The 19,874-nt window shown below is 64.0% G+C and carries 20 protein-coding genes; 7 read left to right on the forward strand and 13 right to left on the reverse strand.

What is annotated here, in order from left to right:
- Positions 1-85 precede the first annotated feature (85 nt).
- The 9 genes from Q3C01_RS04025 to Q3C01_RS04065 all read right to left on the reverse strand — a co-directional run bounded on the left by Q3C01_RS04025 (position 86) and on the right by Q3C01_RS04065 (position 6,862).
- Positions 86-763: a hypothetical protein gene (locus tag Q3C01_RS04025; RefSeq protein ID WP_458144022.1), complete on the reverse strand. Its 678-nt coding sequence runs from the start codon at positions 761-763 to the stop codon at positions 86-88.
- A 129-nt stretch (positions 764-892) separates the two neighbouring features.
- Positions 893-1,141, reverse strand: a complete 249-nt coding sequence (locus Q3C01_RS04030; RefSeq protein WP_458144105.1) for a hypothetical protein — start codon at positions 1,139-1,141, stop codon at positions 893-895.
- A gap of 242 nt (positions 1,142-1,383) precedes the next feature.
- A complete protein-coding gene (locus Q3C01_RS04035; protein WP_458144024.1) occupies positions 1,384-2,157 on the reverse strand; it encodes a thioesterase family protein in 774 nt (257 codons plus the stop codon).
- Between the two features lie 11 nt (positions 2,158-2,168).
- Positions 2,169-3,137 (reverse strand): NAD(P)H-dependent flavin oxidoreductase, encoded by a 969-nt coding sequence (locus tag Q3C01_RS04040; protein ID WP_458144026.1) that lies wholly within the window; start codon positions 3,135-3,137, stop codon positions 2,169-2,171.
- Positions 3,138-3,291: 154 nt separating this feature from the next.
- Positions 3,292-4,692: an aspartate ammonia-lyase gene (locus Q3C01_RS04045; RefSeq protein WP_458144028.1), complete on the reverse strand. Its 1,401-nt coding sequence runs from the start codon at positions 4,690-4,692 to the stop codon at positions 3,292-3,294.
- 39 nt (positions 4,693-4,731) lie between these two features.
- Positions 4,732-5,277, reverse strand: a complete 546-nt coding sequence (locus tag Q3C01_RS04050) for a hypothetical protein (RefSeq protein WP_458144030.1) — start codon at positions 5,275-5,277, stop codon at positions 4,732-4,734.
- A 64-nt stretch (positions 5,278-5,341) separates the two neighbouring features.
- The gene (locus Q3C01_RS04055) at positions 5,342-5,944 is read right to left on the reverse strand and encodes a YqaA family protein (RefSeq protein WP_458144032.1); all 603 of its coding nucleotides are present in this window, start codon (positions 5,942-5,944) and stop codon (positions 5,342-5,344) included.
- A 45-nt stretch (positions 5,945-5,989) separates the two neighbouring features.
- Positions 5,990-6,394: a phosphoribosyl-ATP diphosphatase gene (gene hisE, locus Q3C01_RS04060; RefSeq protein WP_458144033.1), complete on the reverse strand. Its 405-nt coding sequence runs from the start codon at positions 6,392-6,394 to the stop codon at positions 5,990-5,992.
- A 105-nt stretch (positions 6,395-6,499) separates the two neighbouring features.
- Positions 6,500-6,862: a hypothetical protein gene (locus tag Q3C01_RS04065; RefSeq protein ID WP_458144034.1), complete on the reverse strand. Its 363-nt coding sequence runs from the start codon at positions 6,860-6,862 to the stop codon at positions 6,500-6,502.
- 228 nt (positions 6,863-7,090) lie between these two features.
- Between Q3C01_RS04065 and Q3C01_RS04070 the strand changes: the two genes are divergently transcribed.
- From Q3C01_RS04070 to Q3C01_RS04095, 6 genes are all read left to right on the forward strand, one after another.
- On the forward strand, positions 7,091-8,143 hold the full coding sequence (locus Q3C01_RS04070) for an ABC transporter substrate-binding protein (protein WP_458144035.1): 1,053 nt from the start codon (positions 7,091-7,093) through the stop codon (positions 8,141-8,143).
- Positions 8,144-8,235: 92 nt separating this feature from the next.
- Positions 8,236-10,032 (forward strand): glucan ABC transporter ATP-binding protein/ permease, encoded by a 1,797-nt coding sequence (locus Q3C01_RS04075; RefSeq protein WP_458144036.1) that lies wholly within the window; start codon positions 8,236-8,238, stop codon positions 10,030-10,032.
- A gap of 180 nt (positions 10,033-10,212) precedes the next feature.
- Complete coding sequence (locus Q3C01_RS04080; RefSeq protein ID WP_458144037.1) at positions 10,213-11,673, forward strand: D-alanyl-D-alanine carboxypeptidase family protein; 1,461 nt, start codon at positions 10,213-10,215, stop codon at positions 11,671-11,673.
- 190 nt (positions 11,674-11,863) lie between these two features.
- Positions 11,864-13,549 (forward strand): long-chain fatty acid--CoA ligase, encoded by a 1,686-nt coding sequence (locus Q3C01_RS04085; protein ID WP_458144038.1) that lies wholly within the window; start codon positions 11,864-11,866, stop codon positions 13,547-13,549.
- 16 nt (positions 13,550-13,565) lie between these two features.
- Positions 13,566-14,120: a DUF924 family protein gene (locus Q3C01_RS04090; RefSeq protein WP_458144039.1), complete on the forward strand. Its 555-nt coding sequence runs from the start codon at positions 13,566-13,568 to the stop codon at positions 14,118-14,120.
- A gap of 108 nt (positions 14,121-14,228) precedes the next feature.
- Entirely contained in the window at positions 14,229-14,714 is a 486-nt protein-coding gene (locus tag Q3C01_RS04095; protein ID WP_458144040.1) for a peroxiredoxin, read from the forward strand.
- A 170-nt stretch (positions 14,715-14,884) separates the two neighbouring features.
- Here Q3C01_RS04095 and rnhA read toward each other — a convergent pair whose 3' ends face one another.
- Genes rnhA through ispH form a run of 3 tightly spaced genes read right to left on the reverse strand, consistent with a single transcriptional unit; the run spans position 14,885 to position 17,304 of the window.
- Complete coding sequence (gene rnhA, locus Q3C01_RS04100) at positions 14,885-15,349, reverse strand: ribonuclease HI (protein ID WP_458144041.1); 465 nt, start codon at positions 15,347-15,349, stop codon at positions 14,885-14,887.
- The gene (locus Q3C01_RS04105; protein WP_458144042.1) at positions 15,346-16,329 is read right to left on the reverse strand and encodes a homoserine kinase; all 984 of its coding nucleotides are present in this window, start codon (positions 16,327-16,329) and stop codon (positions 15,346-15,348) included. Before Q3C01_RS04105 ends, rnhA begins: the two co-directional genes overlap by 4 nt.
- Before the next feature lie 6 nt (positions 16,330-16,335).
- Positions 16,336-17,304 carry a 4-hydroxy-3-methylbut-2-enyl diphosphate reductase gene (ispH, locus tag Q3C01_RS04110; RefSeq protein ID WP_458144043.1) on the reverse strand — a complete coding sequence of 323 codons (969 nt, stop codon included), beginning with the start codon at positions 17,302-17,304 and terminating at the stop codon, positions 16,336-16,338.
- A gap of 244 nt (positions 17,305-17,548) precedes the next feature.
- On the opposite strand from ispH, the gene Q3C01_RS04115 reads away from it, so the two are divergent.
- Positions 17,549-18,241: a DUF1013 domain-containing protein gene (locus Q3C01_RS04115; protein WP_458144044.1), complete on the forward strand. Its 693-nt coding sequence runs from the start codon at positions 17,549-17,551 to the stop codon at positions 18,239-18,241.
- A 239-nt stretch (positions 18,242-18,480) separates the two neighbouring features.
- On the opposite strand, the gene Q3C01_RS04120 is transcribed toward Q3C01_RS04115, so the two are convergent.
- A complete protein-coding gene (locus Q3C01_RS04120) occupies positions 18,481-19,809 on the reverse strand; it encodes a dicarboxylate/amino acid:cation symporter (protein WP_458144045.1) in 1,329 nt (442 codons plus the stop codon).
- Positions 19,810-19,874 lie beyond the last annotated feature (65 nt).

Below are 19,874 nucleotides of genomic sequence, written 5' to 3' on the forward strand. Positions count from 1 at the left end.
CGCAATTTGATGTTCCGGGAACGAAGCGGCGTTCGGGAAAAACGCTACGGTTCCGCCGCCAAGCGCGGAACTTACGAGCTACGCATTAGATCTGCTCGGCGACCTTCTCGAGCCCGATGATGCGGGCGAGCTTGCGCACTTCCTCTTTCTGGTCATCGCGCAACTGGAATAGCAGCGGCATCGCGGCCGACTTCAACTGCTGGACCTCATCGCAGTTCGGATCGATGGGCACGCCTTGCACCTGCGGATTTGAAAGCTTGTTCGCCTGGATCTTGCGCGCGACGTTGCGCAGCGCGGTCTCGACGGAGGGCCAGTAATATTCCTGCGACGACGACAGCTTCAGCCGGTCCTTGATGCCCGCGATCTGCACGTCGGAAAGCAGCGAATAGGATTTCTGCGGCTGCGGCTTCGCGACCACCTTCGGCTTGGCAGGGGCGTCGATCGCTGCGGCCGGTGCCTCGGACGCACTCGCCTTCGGCGCCGGAGGGAAATCGGATGGCGTGGCGGCAGCAAAGGCCTGGCGCAGCGCCTCGGTGACAAGAGGCCTGTCGACCGGCTCGACGGCGGCGGAGGCCAGAGCGAGTGTCGGAACGTTCAGCCGATCGGCCTTGCTGGTGCGGTTGGCGGCGACCGGCGCGGGGGCGACCTGCGAGACCATGTCGCCACCCGCGGCAGGCACGCTGTCACGGCCGAAAATGGCGACGGCAGCGGCGCCGAGAACCAGGAAGCAAGTCAGGACGACGATGGTGATGGCTTTAGACAAACGTCTCTCCGCGCCCCGCTCTCGACGACTCGATGCCCCGAAACTGGGCGGGAATTAAGGCCTAACCTTGCTATTGCAGCGGAAAAACGCTGGGACGACCGCGACATCGCATTCGAAAATTCAACGAAATCAGGCAGCTAACGCCAGGTCGTAGGCGTCCTGGATGTCGGCGACGATCTCGGAGGCTTCCCAAACCGCACGCGGCTCGACCGCCTGGAGCGTCACCGTCCAGTTGCCGCCGCGCCGGGTGCGGGGCACGCTGAGGATGTCGAAGCGCACGTTGCGGCAGAGCGGATGACGGGCGAGCGCATGCGCCACGCGGACGCGGATTTCATCCAGCGTCGCCGACGTCTTTGCGTTGAGAAAATCGTAGTCCATCGCCTGTCCCCTCTTCGTGCCCATTGGCGGCTTCGAGGGGGATTCTGGGAGCGCGATGGTTAATGCTGCGTTAAGTGGGCAAGCCGACAGGATTGCGTGGATAGCGAATACGGCTGTCGACATTTTGCAGAGGTCTGGGATCGCGTCGCGTCCATCGTTGCGCCGACACCGCAGGTGTCATCGCCCGGCTCGACCGGGCGATCCAGTACGCCGAGGTTGAGGCACGTGCGTCGCGCAGCCACTCACCGCTTCTCGATCACCAGGCTCTGCACTGCACGGCCGAAATAGCCTTGCCGGTCGGCGAGCCGTGACATCGCAAGGCCCGTGCCCTCGGCGCCGATCCAGGATTCACCGTCGAGCAAAATCCAGTCGCCAACCGGCTGCCGTGCAAAGCCCACGGTGAGGTCGGCGTTGATATAGGTCCAGGCGCGAAAATCGAGTGTCGAGGCGGTGCCGTTGGAGAAATCGGCGGCGACGACCGCGCGCATGGCCTGCGAGACGGCTTGTCCCTCGATCAGCGGCTTGTCGACGCGAAACCAGATCGCACCGGCACCGGCTTGGCCAAAGCGGCCACGCGCCGCGCGCATCGAGACCGAACGCACGAACGGGCTGGTGGCAGCGTGCCCGTCCTCGACCAGCGACCGCTCCGGCGGCGGCAGGGTCACCGGCAGCTCCTTGACATCATCGGGCAGCGTCAGCGCCTGCCGCCTGATCTTCAGCACAGTCGCGCCGACCACGACCACGCCGTCTGCCAGGAGCTTGATGCCGCACAGCTGGATCTTGCGGCCTTCGCGCAAAATTTCGGTCGCGATCGTGAGGGGCGCCACCGGAACCGGACGCATTAAATCAATAGTGACACGCGCAATGTCCATCGGCACTGAGGTCGCCATCCGCTCGGCCGCCCACACCACGAGCGAGGCCGGCGCCGAGCCATGCTGCATGCGCGGGTCCCATGGACCCGCAGCATCAGGACTGGTGACAACGCTGTTGCCGTCGACGCGGTAGATGGCGTCCATTGCCAGCGCCATCACAGCGGCGGATCGGTCGCTTCGTCGTATTCCTTCTTGAAGCGCGCGATCAGCTCGGCGGCGGGCACGATTCCCTCGACGCTGCCGATGCCCTGGCCCGAGCCCCAGATCTCCTTCCATGCCTTCGGCTTGGCGCGCTCGCCGGACGCATCGGTGCCGAAATTCATCTTGGAGGGATCCGATGTCGGCAGGTTCTCCGGGTCCATGCCGGCGGCGAGGATCGACGGCTTCAGGTAGTTGCCATGCACGCCGGTGAACAGGTTGGAGTAGACGATGTCATCCGCCGTGGAGCCCGCGATCATCTCCTTGTACTTCTCGACCGCATTGGCCTCCTTGGTGGCGATGAAGGCCGAACCGATATAGGCGAAGTCGGCGCCGAGGATGCGCGCGGCGCGAATCGCCTTGCCGTTGCCGATCGCGCCCGACAGCGCGATCGGGCCGTCGAACCACTTTCGCGTCTCGGCAACGAAGGCGAGCGGCGAGATCGTGCCGGCGTGGCCGCCGGCGCCGGCCGCGACCAGGATCAGGCCGTCGGCGCCCTTCTCGATCGCCTTGTGCGCGAACTTCTGGTTGATCACGTCGTGGAAGACGATGCCGCCCCAGCCATGCACGGCCTGATTGAGCTCCTCGCGCGCGCCGAGCGAGGAGATGATCATCGGCACCTTGTACTTGGCGCAAAGCGCCATGTCGTGATCGAGCCGGTTGTTCGACTTGTGCACGATCTGGTTCACCGCGAACGGTGCGGAAGGACGCTCGGGATGCGCGCGGTCATAGGCCGCGAGCTCTTCAGTGATCCGTGCCAGCCATTCGTCGAGCAGCTCCGGCGGTCGCGCATTCAGCGCCGGGAACGAGCCGACCACACCCGCCTTGCACTGCGCGATCACGAGATCGGGCACCGAGATGATGAAGAGCGGGGAGCCGATCACCGGGATCGACAGGCGCCCTTTGAACAAGGCAGGCATGGACATTGCGAAACGATCCTCTATTGGCGGACGAATTGAAGGTTGGGCGCCATACCAACAAGGCAATCTTTCCACTGTCAAGTATTGCGTTCACGCCGTCCGGCGGACGCCATTACCGCAATTCCAAGGCGCGGAATTCGCCACCCGGATGCGAACGCGCTCACTCCGTCAAATCAGGATTGATCAGCCGCTCGAACGAGAACATCTCGTCCCATTTTTCCTGTGTCAGCAGCTTGCGCTCGACCACCACGATCTGGTGCAGTGACTTGCCGCTCTTGTAGCCCTCACGGGCGATCTCGGCGCACTGCTTGTAGCCGAGCAGCGGCTTCAGCACCGTGACGATGCCGAGCGAGTTGAGCACCATGTTGCGGGTGTGCTCTTCGTTGGCGGTGATGCCGACGATGCAGTTCTCGCGCAGGCTGTTGACCGCGCGCTCCATGGTGCGAATCGAGAAGAACAGCGCGAACGAGATCACCGGCTCCATCACGTTGAGCTGGAGCTGGCCCGCGGAGGCCGCCAGCGTCACCGTGGTGTCGAGGCCGATGACGAGGAAGCTGGTCTGGTTGACGACCTCGGGGATCACCGGATTGACCTTGCCGGGCATGATCGACGAGCCCGGCTGAAGCTGCGGCAGGTTGATCTCGTTGAAGCCGGCGCGCGGACCGGAGGCCAGCAGGCGAATGTCGTTGCAGATCTTGGTGAGCTTGCTCGCGGTGCGCTTCAAGACGCCGGAAAGCTGCACATAGGCACCGGTGTCCGACGTCGCCTCGACGAGATCGCCCGCGAGCACGAAGTCGACGCCGGTCAGCGCGCTCAGGTGTCTGACGGCGAGTTTGGGATAGCCGACCGCGGCCGTGACCGACGTGCCGATCGCGGTGGCGCCGAGATTGATCTCGCGCAGCAGTGCGCGAGCCTCCGAGATGCGATCGACCTCCTCGCCGATCGTCGTGCCCCAGCCGCGGAATTCGGCGCCGAGCGACATCGGCACGGCGTCCTGGAGATGCGTGCGGCCCATCTTCAGCACGCGATCGAACTCGCGCCCCTTGGCGAAGAACGCCTCCTGCAACTGCCGCAGCGCCGTCATGTAGCTTTCGAGCCGCAGGATCAGTGCCAGGCGGAAGGCGGTCGGATAGGTGTCGTTGGTCGACTGGCCGTAATTGACGTGATCGTTCGGGCTGACATGCTGGTAGTCGCCCTTGCCGAAGCCGAGCGACTCCAGCGCGAGGTTGGCGATCACCTCGTTGGCGTTCATGTTGGTCGAGGTGCCGGCGCCGCCCTGGATGAAGTCGGTGACGAACTGATCCATCATGTCGCCGGCGATGACGCGGTCGCAGCCGAGGATGATCGCGTCGGCGACCCTCGCGTCGATCGCGTCAAGGTCCCGATTAGCCATCGCGGCGGCCTTCTTCACGTAGCCAAGCGCCTTCACGAAGTAAGGCTCCTGGTTCATCGGAATGCCGGTGATGTGGAAGTTCTCCTTCCCGCGGATGGTCTGGACGCCGTAGTAGATGTCGTCGGCGATCTCACGCTGTCCGAGGAAGTCCTGCTCCGTACGGCTCATAGGCGCTCCTTATGGTTTGCTTGCGCGCAGGTCATCGCCTCAGTTCTGGCACAGCGCGCTGGTGACGAACGTATCGGTACGGCAGTCATCCGGCTTGCGGGTCCTGCCGGGAATCAGGACTTTTGCCGAGCAGCTTTGCGCGGAGTCCGCGTTCAACCTCTTGCCTTCCTTATGGCCTTTGCCTTGGCAGAGCCTGTCGGCAGCCTGCTTGCAGTCGGGCGCGCCGTTTGACGAGGCCGGGCAGGCCACGCGCCCCGACACCACGGCCGATGGCTTTGCCATGCGCGACAGATCGTCGATGGTCTCGCTCGGACTTTTGATCGGCGGCAGGATCGAGGGCAGCTTGTCGAACAGCTTGCCCATTTCGTTGATCAGACCGGGATTCTCCTCACGCGCCGGTAGCGCTGGTGCAGCGGGAGTTGATTGGGGCGGCGGCGCCTGCGACCCGGCCTCTTGAAAGCCGAGCGGCGAAGCGGGGGCCGTTGACTGTGCCCATCCGGGCCCGGAAGCGCCAGGCAGAAGGAATAGCGCCGCTGTCACAATTATCCGGAGTCGCGTGACCGGGTTGCCGGATCGAACCATCATGGCCCAACCGTAGCCGAAGGCGGCGCGCCGGCAAAGCGCCTGACGCGCCGTCAGACAAGCTTGATCAGATCAGCTTGATCGCAACCACGAAGCCGAGCACCAGCACCGCGGCGCCGATCGCCACCCACAATGCGAGATGCCTCTCGATCCTGACCCGGATCCAGTCGCCGTACCGATTGAGCAGCACAGCGGCGACGAAGAAGCGCCCGCCACGCGCGACGATCGAGCACAGAATGAACAGCCCGATATTGTAGCCGGCGAAGCCCGACGTGATGGTGACGAGCTTGTAGGGGATGGGTGTGAGACCCTTGACCAGGATGATCACCGCACCCCATTGCGCATAGGAGGAACGGAACGCGTCGACCTTGTCGCCAAGGCCGTAGACCTGGATCAGCCAGTGGCCGACCGAGTCATAGAGCAACGCACCGATGGCATAGCCCAAAATGCCGCCCAGCACCGAGGTCGCGGTGCAGACGGCGGCGTAGACCCAGGCGCGCTGCGGGCGCGCCAGCGACATCGGGATCAGCATCACGTCCGGAGGAACGGGAAAGAACGAGCTTTCTGCGAAAGCCACGGCCCCCATGATCCAGAGCGCGTAGGGCTTGTGGGCGGCGTCGATGCACCAATCGTAGATACGTTTCAGCATGGCGCCGCGATGAAGCACCATGGGATGGATTTGTCCATCGCAAGATGGGGCCGATTTGTAGCGCTTCTAGTGGCGCTTGCGCGCCGCGCGGCCCTCGAGCGCGACAATTGGCCGCCGGGCGGCGACGCCGGGTGAGGCGACCTTGGGCAGCTTCATCGGCGATTTCGGCAGCTTCTCGGCGATGCCGAGCATGTCCTCCCGCCGCGCCATCTCTCGCCAGACGTCATCGGGCCGCACGCCGGCCGAGGCCCAGAGCACGGTGAGATTGTAGAGCAGGTCGGCGCTTTCCCGGATCACGGCTTCGCTATCGCCATGAACGGCGTCGATAACCACCTCTATGGCTTCCTCAGCCAGTTTTTTCGCCATTTTGGCCGGGCCGCGCTGAAACAGCCGGGCGGTACGCGATGTTGCCGGATCAAGATCCCTGGCCGCGAGCACAGCCAGATATAGCCGCTCAAGCGAATCACTCATGCACTCAAAACTACTCTAAACCAATGGTAGACGTGTTAACGTCTGACAATAAAAGCAAAATTTAAGCCGGCGCGGCAAGCGCGCCGGCTTTTCGTGGTCAACAGCTTACCAACAGCCGGCGCCGCTTCGGCTGCAATTGGCAAAGGGGTCGCGTCCGATCACCCCGTGATAGGGATAGTCGTTTCGGTGGTAGTAGCCATCGCCATAATAGGCCGGGCCGCCATAATAGGCGGGACCGCCGTAGTAGGCAGGGCCGTAGTCATAGGCGTAGGCATCGCGGGCGGCGGCGATCGCCAGGCCAGTGCCGACGATGCCGGCAAAGGCCGCGGCAGCGGCGGCTCCGCCGCCACCATGCCAATGGCGGCCTCCGGCGAAGGACGTCGAGGGTGCGGCGGTGGTCAGCGCCAGTACAGCGACAGTGGCGAGTAAGGCCTTGCGGCCAATGGTCGTGGAAATTCGGTCAAACATATCGGCCTCCATGGGTGCCTGCGGACGGGCTTATCCCTCTAAAACCCGCGCATCCCATATTGGGTTCCCCAACCCGAACGGCAGCTGAACAGCGACAAATTCGCGCGGAGATTGCGAAATCGTGACGCATTCCGCTCATCAACCGTTCAGGTTTGATCGGCCATGATGAGGACCGCCGGCGCTTTGCAAGCGTCACAAAAAGCAACAACGACAGTCCGGCGTGAATTCATGCGCGCATGCCCGACACTCCTCTCCCGCTATCTGTTGGCGCTCTGGATCGGGCTCACGGTGCTGGCATGTTCGCGCGCGGCGATCGCCGCCGACGACGCGGCGTGGCATGTCGCGATCCGGTTCACCTTCGATCGCCCGATTGAATCGAGCATGGCGCCGTTCTTCATGGCGGCGAAGGACGGGTTGTTCGGCGCCGAGCACCTCACCGTGTCGTTCAGCAGCGCCGCAGGCTCGCCGGAGGCACTTGCACGCATCGCCAGAGGCGACAGCGATCTCGCCCTCGTCGACATCAACGAATTGATCCGCTTTCGCGACAGGGCGGATGCCCCGCCGATCAAGGCCGTGTTCGTGCTGTTCAACCGGGCGCCCTATGCGTTCGTCGCGCGCAGGAGCCGCGGCATCCATACGCTGTCCGATCTCGAGGGCAGGACGGTTGGCGTGTCCGACAGCGATCTGTCGATCCGGCTGTGGCCGGCGCTCGCACATCGGAACGGGGTCAACACGGCGCACGTGAAATTCTACAAGATGAGTGCCGCAGTGCGCGAACCGATCCTGTCCGCCGGACAGGTCGATGCCGTCGCCGGCTTCAGCTATCTGTCGGCCGTGAATTTGCGCGACCGCGGCGTGCCGGCCGACGATCTCGCGGTGCTGCGCTATGCCGATTATGGCTGCGAGGCTTATGGCTTCGCGGTGGTCGTGAACCCGTCCTTTGCCGCATCGAAGCCGGACGCCGTGAAAGGCTTCGTGCGCGCGCTGATCGGTGGGCTCAATGCAACGGTCAAGGAGCCGGAGAGCGCGGTCGACGAGGTCGTCAGCCGGATGGACGACGGCATGCGCGACCTCGAGCGCGCGCGGCTATCCACCGTGCTTGCCGACAACATCCTGACCGACGAGGTCCGCCGCAACGGCCTCGGCGGCGTCGATCCCGCCCGCTTCGATCGCGCGATCGACCAGATCGCGCAGGATTTCAAGTTCCGCAAGCGCCCCGCCCCAAGCGATGTTTTCGACGAACAGTTCCTGCCGCCGGTGGCAGGTCGACTGATCAATTGAGTAAAAACTGGCGGCTTCGGCTGTATCTTGCGGCCCATCCCTGATTAGAATGCGACCTCGTTCGATCCTGCCCGTGCGAGTGCCTGCCTTTCATGTCGATCCTTCGTCTCTACACCCGCGTTCTCGAGCTGCTCGGCAAGGAGGCGCGGCTGGGCTGGCTGCTGGCGATCGCCAATCTGCTGCTGGCGGCGGCGCAGTTCGCCGAGCCCGTGCTGTTCGGCAAGATCGTCGACGTGCTCTCCGGCAAGACCGTCGCAGGTTCGAACTCCGCATGGCCGTTCCTGTTCGCCTGGGTCGCATTCGGTCTGTTCACGATCGGCTGTAGCGCGCTGGTGGCGCTGCATGCCGACCGGCTCGCCCATCGCCAGCGCCAGGCCGTGCTGACGAGCTATTTCGAGCACATTTTGCAGCTGCCGCTGACCTTCCACTCCGGCACCCATTCCGGGCGGCTGATGAAAGTGATGCTCAACGGCACGGACGCGCTGTGGCGGCTGTGGCTCGGCTTCTTCCGCGAGCATTTTGCCGCGATCCTGTCGGTATTCGTGCTGCTGCCGCTGTCGCTCTATCTGAACTGGCGGCTCGCCATCCTGCTGTTCGCGCTCTGCATCGTGTTCACGGCGCTGACGACCTTCGTCGTGCGCAAGACCTACGGCATGCAGATGACGGTCGAGGAGCACTACAGCGATCTGTCGGCGCGCGCCTCCGACGCGCTCGGCAACGTGGCGCTGGTGCAGAGCTTCGTCCGCGTCGAAGCCGAGGTGCAGGGACTACGCTTCGTTGCCGATCAGTTGCTCGCCGCGCAAATGCCGGTGCTGTCCTGGTGGGCGCTGGTCACGGTCATCACGCGCGCCTCTACCACCATCACGGTGCTCGCGATCTTCACGCTCGGCATCGCGCTGCACGACCAGGGACTGACGACGGTCGGCGAGATCGTGATGTTCGTGAGCTTTGCAACGCTTTTGATCCAGAAGCTCGAGCAGGTCGTGAGCTTCGTCAACAACGTCTTCATGGAGGCGCCGCGCTTACGCGAATTCTTCAACGTGCTCGATGCCGTGCCCGCCGTGCACGACCGGCCCGATGCGATCGACGTCGGGCGCTTGTCGGGCCTCGTCGAGTTCCACGACGTCACCTTCTCCTATGACGGCAAGCGGCCGGCGGTCGAGGACCTCTCCTTCACCGCGCTGCCCGGACAGACGATCGCGCTGGTCGGCCCGACCGGCGCCGGCAAGTCGACCGCGATCGCGCTTCTGCATCGTGCGTTCGACCCTCAGTCAGGCTTCATCAAGATCGACGGCATGGACGTGCGCGGCATCACGCTGACATCGCTGCGGCGGAACATCGGCGTGGTGTTCCAGGAGGCGCTGTTGTTCAACCGCTCGATCGCGGAGAATTTGCGCGTTGGCAAGCCGGACGCAACCGATGCGGACATGCGGCTTGCGGCCGAGCGGGCGCAGGCGCTCGAATTCATCGAGCGCAGCGGTGGCTTCGAGACCAATGCGGGCGAGCGCGGGCGCATGCTGTCCGGCGGCGAGCGGCAGCGGCTGTCGATCGCGCGCGCACTGCTGAAGGACCCGCCCATCCTGATCCTGGACGAGGCCACCAGCGCACTCGATGCCGTCACCGAGATGAAGGTCAACGCAGCTCTCGATGAAGTGATGCGGGGCCGCACCACCTTCGTGATCGCCCATCGCCTGTCCACCATCCGCAACGCCACGAAGATCCTGGTGTTCGAAAATGGCTGCGTGATCGAAAGTGGAACTTTCGATGAACTCGTGGCCAAAGGCGGCCATTTCGCCGCGCTCGCCAAGGCCCAGTTCATGGTGCACGAGAATGTGCGGGCGAGCGTGACGGCGGCGGAGGCCGCGGCCTCGGCTGTGAAGTCCCAGTAATACCGCCGAAATTCGGCCTATTTCATCGCTGAATACCCGGCCTGGCCCCTGTTCTCGGTGAACGAGCCGGTATAGGTTTGCACCCGCCGCAAGCGGCGGCGCTGACATACGCTTCAAAACCGAACTTCAGATCATGAGAATCGCATTATCGGGCGGTTCTCCAAGGACCGGAATCGGATAGTGCACTTCATTCGCCCGCTGCTTCGCCTTGCCCCGTTGAACCTGGCCGTCGTGGCCATCGCGCTGATGTTGCTTGCGCCGCGTGATGCGCGCGCCGAGGCGCTGCTTCTGATCGAGGCCGAGAGCGGTAAGGTTTTACAAGCCGACAACGCGACCATCCCCTGGTATCCGGCTTCGGTCACCAAGATCATGACCGCCTATGTGACGTTGAAGGCGGTGAAGGACGGCAAGCTCACGCTCGACACGCTGCTGACGGTCTCACCGATGGCGGCTTCGCAATCGCCCTCGAAGATGGGCTTTCGTCCCGGGACGCAGGTCACCGTCGACAACGCGCTGAAGATGATGATGGTCAAGTCGGCCAACGACATGGCCGTGGTGCTCGCCGAGGGCGTTGGCGGTTCGATCGACGGCTTCTCCGCGATGATGAACCAGACCGCGCAAAAGCTCGGCATGACGCAGACGAGCTACGTCAATCCGAACGGCCTGCCCGCCGACGGCCAGATCACCTCGGCGCGCGATCTCGGAATCCTGGCGCGCTCGTTCCTGCGTGACCTGCCGGAATACGAGTATTTCGTGCACATCCCGGCGATCCGCTTCGGCAAGCGTATCACGCCGAACTTCAACAAGCTGATCGGCCGCTATCCCGGCGCCGACGGTTTCAAGACCGGCTTCATCTGCGCCTCCGGCTACAACCTCGTGGCATCGGCGTCCCGCAACGGACGGCGGCTGATCGCGGTGGTGCTCGGCGCCAATTCGGGCACCGCGCGTGCGATCAAGGCGGCGCAGCTTCTTGAGCGCGGCTTCTCGCAGGACACGCTGTCGTGGCTGCGTCCCGCACTCGGCACGGTCGACAGCCTCGCGCCGGTCGATGCCTCGCCACCGAACCTGCGCGACGAGATGTGCGGCGGCCACCGCAAGCGCCCGGCGAGCGACGAGGACGATGCGCTGATCGCAACCAATGGCGGCACGGGCGGATCGACGTCCCAGACCGGCGGCGAAGCCCAGGTGACGTTCTTCACCGCCGGCCTGCAACCGCCCATGATGAAGGCGTCCGACCTGCTCGCCTCCGCCGCAGCGCCCGCCGAGCCGGTGCCGGTCTATACCGGCCCAACCCGGACCGGTGCCGCCCTGATTGCGGCGGTCGCGGCCGATGCCGACCAGCAGGCGACTCCAAAGGCGCGAGGCAAGAAGTCGCGCGTTGCGGCGAAGAAGCCCGAGGCGTCCGACAAGCCGAAAGATGCGGGCAAGGACGCCAAGTCGAGCGCCAAGCTCGATGCCAAGCCGGACGCGAAGGGCGACACCAAACCCGCAGCCAAGCCGATCAAGCACGCCAATGCCAAGCCCGACGCGGCTGCGAAGGGCGCGGAAAAACCGGCGGCGAGCGGCGATTCCGCAGCCAAGCCTGCCAAGCCGAAGGCGACCACAAAGCCCGCGGCCAAGCCTGCGCCAAATAACAGTTAACGGCGTGCTGGCCGACGGCTGCACCCGCGCTTCGCAACTGCGACAGCGTCGTTTGCGACGATTCCAGTAGCCACTTCCGGGCCGTTGTCCTAAGCCTCAACCGCTTGCCACCGGTTGCGGCAGGCTCGATACTGCGTGCAACGAGGCAAGCCTGAGACACATCGGGCTCTGGTTCAGGAGGGGAGTACCTATGGAGCGCATCTGGCTCAAACAATATCCGCCCGGCGTGCCAGCCGATATCGAGCCGACGCAATACGCATCGCTGGTCGACCTCCTGGAGGAGAGCTTTGCGAAGTTCGCCGATCGCAAGGCCTTCATCTGCATGGACAAGGCGATCAGCTACCGCGACCTCGACCAGATGTCGCTGGCGCTTGCCTCCTATTTGCAGAGCCGCGGCCTGCAACGCGGCGCGCGCGTCGCGATCATGATGCCAAACGTGCTGCAATATCCGGTCGCAACCGCGGCCGTGCTGCGCGCGGGCTTCGCGGTCGTCAACGTCAACCCGCTCTATACGCCGCGCGAGCTCGAGCACCAGCTCAAGGACTCCGGCGCCGAAGCCATCATCGTGCTGGAGAATTTTGCGCACACCGTCGAGCAGGTGATCGCCAAGACGTCCGTCAAGCACGTCGTCATGGCGAGCATGGGCGACCTGCTCGGCTTCAAGGGCGTCATCGTCAACCTCGTCGTTCGCCGCGTGAAGAAGATGGTGCCGGCCTATTCGCTGCCGGGCGCGATCGCCTTCAACGACGCACTGGCGGCGGGCCGCAGCGCGACCTTCAACAAGCCAAAACTGTCGCCCGGCGACGTCGCCTTCCTGCAATATACCGGCGGCACGACCGGCGTCTCCAAAGGCGCGACGCTGCTTCATCGCAACATCGTCGCCAACGTGCTGCAGAACGACGCCTGGCTCCAACCGGCGATGGCCGCACCTCCGCAGGTCGACCAGCTCATGATCGTCTGCGCGCTCCCGCTCTATCACATCTTCGCGCTGACGGCCTGCTACCTGCTCGCGGTGCGCGCCGGCGGCTGCAATCTGTTGATCCCCAACCCGCGCGACATCCCCGGCTTCATCAAGGAGCTGGCGAAGTACCAGGTCAACAGCTTCCCGGCGGTCAATACGCTCTACAACGGCCTGATGCACCATCCCGACTTCAGGAAGCTCGACTTCTCCAAGCTGAAGATCTCCAACGGCGGCGGCATGGCCGTGCAGCGCCCGGTCGCCGAGCAGTGGAAGGCGGTGACCGGCTGCTTCATCGCTGAAGGCTACGGCCTGTCGGAGACCGCGCCGACCCTCACGTGCAATCCGGCGACCACGAACGAGTTCTCCGGATCGATCGGCATTCCCGTGCCCTCGACCTGGATCTCGATTCGTGACGACGACGGCAACGAGGTGGCGCTGGGACAGCCCGGGGAAATCTGCGCCAAGGGCCCGCAGGTGATGTCGGGCTACTGGAACAGGCCCGAGGAGACCGCCAAGGTCATGACCGCGGACGGCTATTTCCGCACCGGCGACATCGGCGTGATGGACGAGAAGGGCTACATCAAGATCGTCGATCGCAAGAAGGACATGATCCTGGTCTCGGGCTTCAACGTCTATCCGAACGAGATCGAGGAAGTGATCGCGAGCCATCCGGGCGTGCTCGAATGCGCCGTGATCGGCATTCCCGATGCGAAGTCGGGCGAGGCGGTGAAAGCCTTCGTGGTGAAGAAGGACCCGGCCCTGACAGCCGAGGACGTGATCAGGTTCTGTCACGAGCAGCTCACGGGCTACAAGGTGCCCAAGCACATCGAGTTCCGGACCGAATTGCCGAAGACCAATGTCGGCAAGATTTTGCGCCGGCAGCTCCGCGACGAGAAGAAGGCCGAGGCAGCATAGCCACGATCTTTCCGCGATGACCGACGTCAACGACATCGCGCCAGCCGGCGTTCTCGCCTTCTGGCGCGAGGCCGGCAGCGAGCGCTGGTACAAGCGCGACGATGTTTTCGATGCGGAAATTCGCAACCGCTTTCTGAAGCTGTGGCGGCGCGGGGCGAATGGGGACTTGTCGTCGTGGGAAGCCAGCGATGACGGCGCGCTGGCGCTCGTCATCGTGCTCGACCAGTTTCCCCGCAACATGTTCCGCGGCGACGCCATGACCTATGCGAGCGATGCGGTGGCCCGCGAGGTGGCCCGCCGCGCGCTCGCCCGCGGCGCCGACGGGCGGGTCGATCCAGCCTTGCGCGAATTCTTCTACCTGCCGTTCGTGCATTCGGAGCATTTGCCCGACCAACTGCACTGCGTCGCATTATTCCGGAAGATCGACGACAGCGAAAGCCTGAAATACGCCGAGGAGCACGCACACATCATCCGCCGCTTCGGCCGCTTCCCTCACCGCAATCGCATCCTCCGCCGCAGCTCCACGCCAGACGAGCAGGCGTTCCTGGATGACGGTGGCTTTTCCGGCTGATGACATCACGGTGAAAGCCAGCAACCTTCTCCGCTTGGTGCATTGGAAATATTGTGCAGGCCGACCGCACGGTCTACAAAGCGGAACCGATTTTCAGGGAGACTGACGATGGCGATCCAGATTGGCGACAAGCTGCCAGAGGCTAAATTCCGCGTGATGACGGCGGAGGGTCCGCAGGTCAAATCGACCGACGACATCTTCAAGGGCAAGAAAGTGGCGCTGTTCGCGGTACCGGGCGCCTACACCGGCACATGCCACAAGATGCATCTGCCGAGCATCTTCCTCAACGCCTATGCCATCAAGGACAAGGGCGTCGACACCATCGCGATCGTCTCGGTCAACGACGCCTTCGTCATGAACGCCTGGAAGCGCGACACCGACCAGCGCGACGAGGCGACCTTCCTCGCCGACGGCAATGCCGACTTCACCAAGGCGATCGGCATGGAGCTCGACGCCTCCGCCAACGGTCTCGGCATCCGCTCCAAGCGCTACTCGATGCTGCTCGAGGACGGTGTGGTGAAGAAGCTGAACCTCGAGGCGATGCCCGGCAAGGTCGAGGTTTCCGGCGGCGATACGCTGCTCGGGCAGCTGTAAGGCGAGGCGGATCGCGCCACATCCACAACTGTCATCGCCCGCGAAAGCGGGCGATCCAGTATTCCAGAGGCTTCGAGATTCACATCGACCGCCGCGGCGTACTGGATCGCCCGGTCAAGCCGGGCGATGACGGCGGCGAGTGCGTCGACGTCTGTGACGACGTCGAAAAACTACTCCCTCACCCGCGTCTGCATCCTTGCCATCGCAATCCCGTCGCGTGCGAGTTGATCGGCGCGCTCGTTCTCGGGGTGGCCGGCGTGGCCCTTGACCCAGTGCCAGCGCACCTCGTGCGCTTTCAGCGCGGCATCGAGGCGCTGCCAGAGTTCGACGTTTTTCACCGGTTTCTTGTCGGCGGTGCGCCAGCCGTTGCGCTTCCAGCCATGGATCCAGCCGGTGATGCCCTGCCGCACATATTGGCTATCGGTGTAGAGATCGACAGTGCAGGGCTTCTTCAGCGCTTCCAACGCCGAGATCGCCGCCATCAGCTCCATCTGGTTGTTGGTGGTGTGGCGCTCGCCGCCGTTCAGCTCCTTCTCCTTGTCGCCGAACCTGAGGATCGCGCCCCAGCCGCCGGGCCCGGGATTTCCCGAGCACGCGCCATCCGTGAAGATGGTAACATTGGGCAGCTCGCTCACGCGACCAGTCCTGACGGCAAGAGGCCATAGTCGCGCACGCTCGAAACGCTCTGGTGGAAGCGCAGCTTGCGGACGTATTCCAGCGGGTCCTTTGGGCGCACCAGCGCACCCGGCGGCACGTTGAGCCAGTCGACCAGCCGCGTCAGCAGAAAGCGGATCGCCGCACCCCGCGCCAGCAGCGGCAGCGCAGCTTCCTCCGCCTCGGTCAGCTTGCGGACGCGCCCATAGGCATTGAGGAAGGCGCGCGCCTTGGTGACGTTGAAGGAATGATCCGGCTCGAAGCACCAGGCATTGAGACAGATCGCGACGTCATAGGCGAACATGTCGTTGCAGGCGAAGGTGAAGTCGATGATCCCGGATAGCTTGTCGCCGAGGAAGAAGACGTTGTCGTTGAACAGGTCGGCGTGGATCACGCCCTCGGGCAGGTTGTTCGGCCAGACACCGCTCGAGAGATGGTCGAGTTCGCCTTCGAGGAACGCGCGCAGACCCGGCTGCACCTCATCGGCACGGGCCGCGCCCTGATCGAACAGCGGCCGCCAGCCGGACACCGAGAGCGCGTTGGTGCGCCGAATCGCGAAATTGGCGCCGGCCAGATGCATCTTCGCCAGCGCCTCGCCGACGCCGGCGCAATGCGCAGCGTTCGGCTTGCGCGGCCAGATGCCCTCGAGAAAGGTGATGATCGCCGCAGGCCGTCCCGCAAGCTCGTGCAGCGCCTCGCCGTCCTTCGCCTTCACCGGCAAGGGACAGTTGATGCCGTGCTCGGCGAGGTGCGTCATCAGCGCGAGGAAGAACGGCAGGTCGTTCTTCGCCACGCGCTTCTCGTAGAGCGTAAGGATGAACGAGCCCTTGCTGGTGTGCAGCAGGAAGTTGGAGTTCTCGACGCCCTCGGCGATACCCTTGTAGGACAGGAGTTCGCCGAGATCGTATTGGCTTAAGTATTCCGCAAGCTCGTCGGCGGCGACGTCGGTGTAGACCGCCATCTAGAACTACTCGGCAGCGGCTTCGGGGCGCAGCGAGCGCGGCAGCGGGAAGAACTCGTTCTCTTCCGCGGCCGACACCGTCTCCACATGCAGCGAGTAGCGCGTGGCAAAGGCGTCCATGATCTCCTCGACGATCACTTCCGGCGCCGAGGCGCCCGCGGTGATGCCGAGGCTCTTGATGTCGCCGAAACGATCCCAGTCGATGTCGGCGGCACGCTGCGCCAGCACCGCGATCTTGCAGCCCTCGCGCTCGGCGACCTCGCGCAGGCGCTGCGAGTTCGACGAGTTCGGCGCGCCGACCACGATCAACGCATCGACCACAGGTGCCACCTTCTTCACCGCAAGCTGGCGGTTGGTGGTGGCGTAGCAGATGTCTTCCTTGTGCGGCCCGTTGATGTTCGGGAAGCGCTCCTTCAGGAGCGCCACGATCTCCGCGGTGTCGTCGATCGACAGCGTGGTCTGGGTCACGAAGGCGAGGTTGTCCGGATTCTTCGGGGCGATGGTCTTGGCGTCCTCGGCGGTTTCGATCAGGGTCACGGCTCCGACCGGAAGCTGGCCAAGAGTGCCGACCACCTCGGGATGATGGGAATGCCCGATCAGGAAGATCTCGCGGCCACGCTTGAAATGGATCGCTGCCTCGCGGTGCACCTTGGTCACCAGCGGGCAGGTCGCATCCAGCGAGAACAGGTTGCGGGATTGCGCATCGGCCGGAACGGACTTCGGCACGCCATGGGCCGAAAACACCACGGGAGCCGTGGTATTTTCCGGAATTTCAGCCAGTTCCTCGACGAAGATCGCGCCCTTCTTCTTCAATCCATCCACGACATATTTGTTGTGCACAATCTCATGGCGAACATAGACCGGGGCACCGTACATGGTGAGCGCCCGCTCCACCGTGTCGATGGCCCGCACCACTCCCGCGCAGAAGCCGCGGGGAGAACAAAGCACGATCTTGAGGTCTGGTTTGGCTGACATGAAGCGATCTCGGGACCGAATCACCCTCGGCCATTGGGCCGGGACCGGTCGATTGATGAAATAGGGCTTGGCACGGACTGTTAGGGACTTGGGCCCCCTTTCGGGCGCTGTCAAGGCACTATCTATAGCAGAACCATTGCGTGAATGGCCCCTCACGGCTTATATAGGGGTTAATTCCCGTCATCGCTGATGACCCCCGGTTTCGCCTCCAAAGAGGTGGGCGAAGCACAAAGGAGATTTGCCCATGAGCAACGCACCTCTGATGCCCAAGGCGACCGCCGTCTGGCTGCTCGACAACACGGCGCTGACCTTCGATCAGGTCGCCGATTTCACCAAGATGCACCCCCTGGAGGTGCGCGCGATCGCCGACGGCGACGCCGCGCAGGGCATCAAGGGCATGGATCCTCTCTCCAATGGCCAGTTGACCCGCGAGGAGATCGAGAAGGGCGAGAGGAATCCCGACTACCGGCTCCGTCTCCAGGAGAGCAAGGTGGTGCTGCCGCCCCAGCCCAAGCGCAAGGGGCCGCGCTACACCCCGGTCTCGCGCCGCCACGAGCGCCCGAGCGCGATCCTCTGGCTGCTGCGTAACCACGCCGAGCTGAAGGACGCCCAGATCATGCGCCTGGTCGGCACGACCAAGAGCACGATCGCGAGCGTGCGTGACCGCACCCACTGGAACACCGCCGGGCTGACGCCGATCGACCCCGTCACCCTCGGCCTCTGCTCGCAGATCGAGCTCGATTTCGAGGTGGCGCGTGCAGCCAAGGAAAAGCCGGTCGATGCAGCCTATGGCGGCGCCACGCTGCTGCCGGCCTCCGAGACCACGAAGAAGGACGAATACGAACCGGCGGAGAAGAGCAGCGACGACCTCAACGTCGACGCCGTGTTCGCCAAGCTGAAGACGCTCGGCGGCAAGAAGCAGGAGGAAGAGGAGTAGGCTTCGCTCCTCGGCTGATCGTCGAAGATCGATTCAACGCGGCGGGCCAACCCGCCGCGTTTTTGTTTGGACGCCATTCGCGCGAGCCAGCGTGGACGGGAAACTCCGTAGGGTGGATTAGCGAAGCGTAACCCACCACTAAAGCGCGATGAGATTTGGATGAATCGTCATCGCGCTTTGGGTTGTTGTTTACGCATGATCTTTTCGGAGAACCGCTTCGCACTTTTCCGGATCATGCTTTAGCTCGCAGCCGAACCTGACACGACAAGTGCCGTCGGCGCGGCCTGGGCTGGGGACGTTCGTGCGACTGCGGTCAGCTCGCCCTCCCATTTGGCGACTGCGGCGGTCGCGATGCCGTTGCCGATGACGTTGGTCATGGTGCGGCCCATGTCGAGGAATTGATCGATGCCCATGATGAGAAGCATGCCGCCGGCCGGCAGGTCGAACATGGGTATGGTCGCCGCCACGACCACGAGCGAGGCGCGCGGCACGCCGGCGATGCCCTTGCTGGTGACCATCATGACAAGGAGGAGCGTCGCCTGTTGCAGGACGCTCATCTCGATACCGTAGGCCTGGGCGATGAACAGGGCGGCGAACGCCTGGTACATCATCGAGCCATCCAGGTTGAACGAATAGCCGAGTGGCAGCACGAAGCCGGCGATGCGCTCCCGCACACCGAACTTCGTCAATTGCTCGATCATCTTCGGATAGGCAGCCTCGCTGCTGGCGGTCGAAAAGGCGAGCAGCATCGGCTGACGCAGCAGCCTGATCAGGTCCCAGGCGGGACGACCCAAGGCGGCCACACCTGCGGCGACGAGCACGGCCCAGAGCACCACGAGGCTGAGATAGAAGGTGGCGATGAACTTGCCATAGGTCAGGAGGACGGCGAGCCCTTGCGTGGTGATCACGGCGGCAATCGCGGCGAACACGCCGAGCGGCGCAAATCGCATCACGACATCGGTGATGCGCAGCATGACCTGCACGAGCTCGTCGACCGCAACGGTGATGATCCCCGCATGCGTAGTCTTCAACCTGCTCAGCGCGAAGCCGAAGAACACCGAGAACACCAGGATCTGGAGCACCTCGTTGGTGGCCATCGCCTGCACGGCGCTGGTCGGGAAGACGTGGGTGATGAAATCCTTCAGATTGAGCCCGGCTGTCGGGAGATTGGTGGAGACGCCCGCGTTCGGCAGCGGCAGCGCAAGGCCGTGGCCAGGCGCGAACAGGTTAGCGAACAGCATGCCGAGGCCGAGCGAGACGATGGAGGCCGAGATGAACCACCCCATGGATCGGGCCGCGATGCGTCCCAGGGCCGCGCCGTCCGTACCGAGACTCGCGATGCCGGACACGATCGTGGCGAAGACCAGGGGCGCGATGATCATCTTGATCATGCGCAGGAAGATATCCGTGACGATGGAGAAGTAGCCGGCAATGGTCTTGGCCGCCTCGGGCGTGGGAGACAGGACATGGCAGACGTAGCCGGCCACGACGCCGAGCAGCAAGCTGAGCAGGATGGTCCTGGTAAGCCGGTTCGGCCGCGCAGACGAATTGCCGACGTTGATCGCCATTTCCTCATTCCCTCCCTTGGTGTGGACGCACCTCGGACGGGTGCGCTGATCTAATCATCCGCGCT

It is taken from the genome of Bradyrhizobium sp. UFLA05-109 (assembly GCF_054185165.1).

Excerpts from the sequence above, each read along its gene's own strand:
- Q3C01_RS04030 (WP_458144105.1), bottom strand. The coding sequence starts at position 1,141 with ATGGACTACGATTTTCTCAACGCAAAGACGTCGGCGACGCTGGATGAA.
- Q3C01_RS04035 (WP_458144024.1), bottom strand. The coding sequence starts at position 2,157 with ATGGACGCCATCTACCGCGTCGACGGCAACAGCGTTGTCACCAGTCCT.
- Q3C01_RS04040 (WP_458144026.1), bottom strand. The coding sequence starts at position 3,137 with ATGTCCATGCCTGCCTTGTTCAAAGGGCGCCTGTCGATCCCGGTGATC.
- Q3C01_RS04045 (WP_458144028.1), bottom strand. The coding sequence starts at position 4,692 with ATGAGCCGTACGGAGCAGGACTTCCTCGGACAGCGTGAGATCGCCGAC.
- Q3C01_RS04050 (WP_458144030.1), bottom strand. The coding sequence starts at position 5,277 with ATGATGGTTCGATCCGGCAACCCGGTCACGCGACTCCGGATAATTGTG.
- Q3C01_RS04055 (WP_458144032.1), bottom strand. The coding sequence starts at position 5,944 with ATGGTGCTTCATCGCGGCGCCATGCTGAAACGTATCTACGATTGGTGC.
- hisE (WP_458144033.1), bottom strand. The coding sequence starts at position 6,394 with ATGAGTGATTCGCTTGAGCGGCTATATCTGGCTGTGCTCGCGGCCAGG.
- Q3C01_RS04065 (WP_458144034.1), bottom strand. The coding sequence starts at position 6,862 with ATGTTTGACCGAATTTCCACGACCATTGGCCGCAAGGCCTTACTCGCC.
- Q3C01_RS04070 (WP_458144035.1), top strand. The coding sequence starts at position 7,091 with ATGCGCGCATGCCCGACACTCCTCTCCCGCTATCTGTTGGCGCTCTGG.
- Q3C01_RS04075 (WP_458144036.1), top strand. The coding sequence starts at position 8,236 with ATGTCGATCCTTCGTCTCTACACCCGCGTTCTCGAGCTGCTCGGCAAG.
- Q3C01_RS04085 (WP_458144038.1), top strand. The coding sequence starts at position 11,864 with ATGGAGCGCATCTGGCTCAAACAATATCCGCCCGGCGTGCCAGCCGAT.
- Q3C01_RS04090 (WP_458144039.1), top strand. The coding sequence starts at position 13,566 with ATGACCGACGTCAACGACATCGCGCCAGCCGGCGTTCTCGCCTTCTGG.
- Q3C01_RS04095 (WP_458144040.1), top strand. The coding sequence starts at position 14,229 with ATGGCGATCCAGATTGGCGACAAGCTGCCAGAGGCTAAATTCCGCGTG.
- Q3C01_RS04105 (WP_458144042.1), bottom strand. The coding sequence starts at position 16,329 with ATGGCGGTCTACACCGACGTCGCCGCCGACGAGCTTGCGGAATACTTA.
- ispH (WP_458144043.1), bottom strand. The coding sequence starts at position 17,304 with ATGTCAGCCAAACCAGACCTCAAGATCGTGCTTTGTTCTCCCCGCGGC.
- Q3C01_RS04115 (WP_458144044.1), top strand. The coding sequence starts at position 17,549 with ATGAGCAACGCACCTCTGATGCCCAAGGCGACCGCCGTCTGGCTGCTC.
- Q3C01_RS04120 (WP_458144045.1), bottom strand. The coding sequence starts at position 19,809 with ATGGCGATCAACGTCGGCAATTCGTCTGCGCGGCCGAACCGGCTTACC.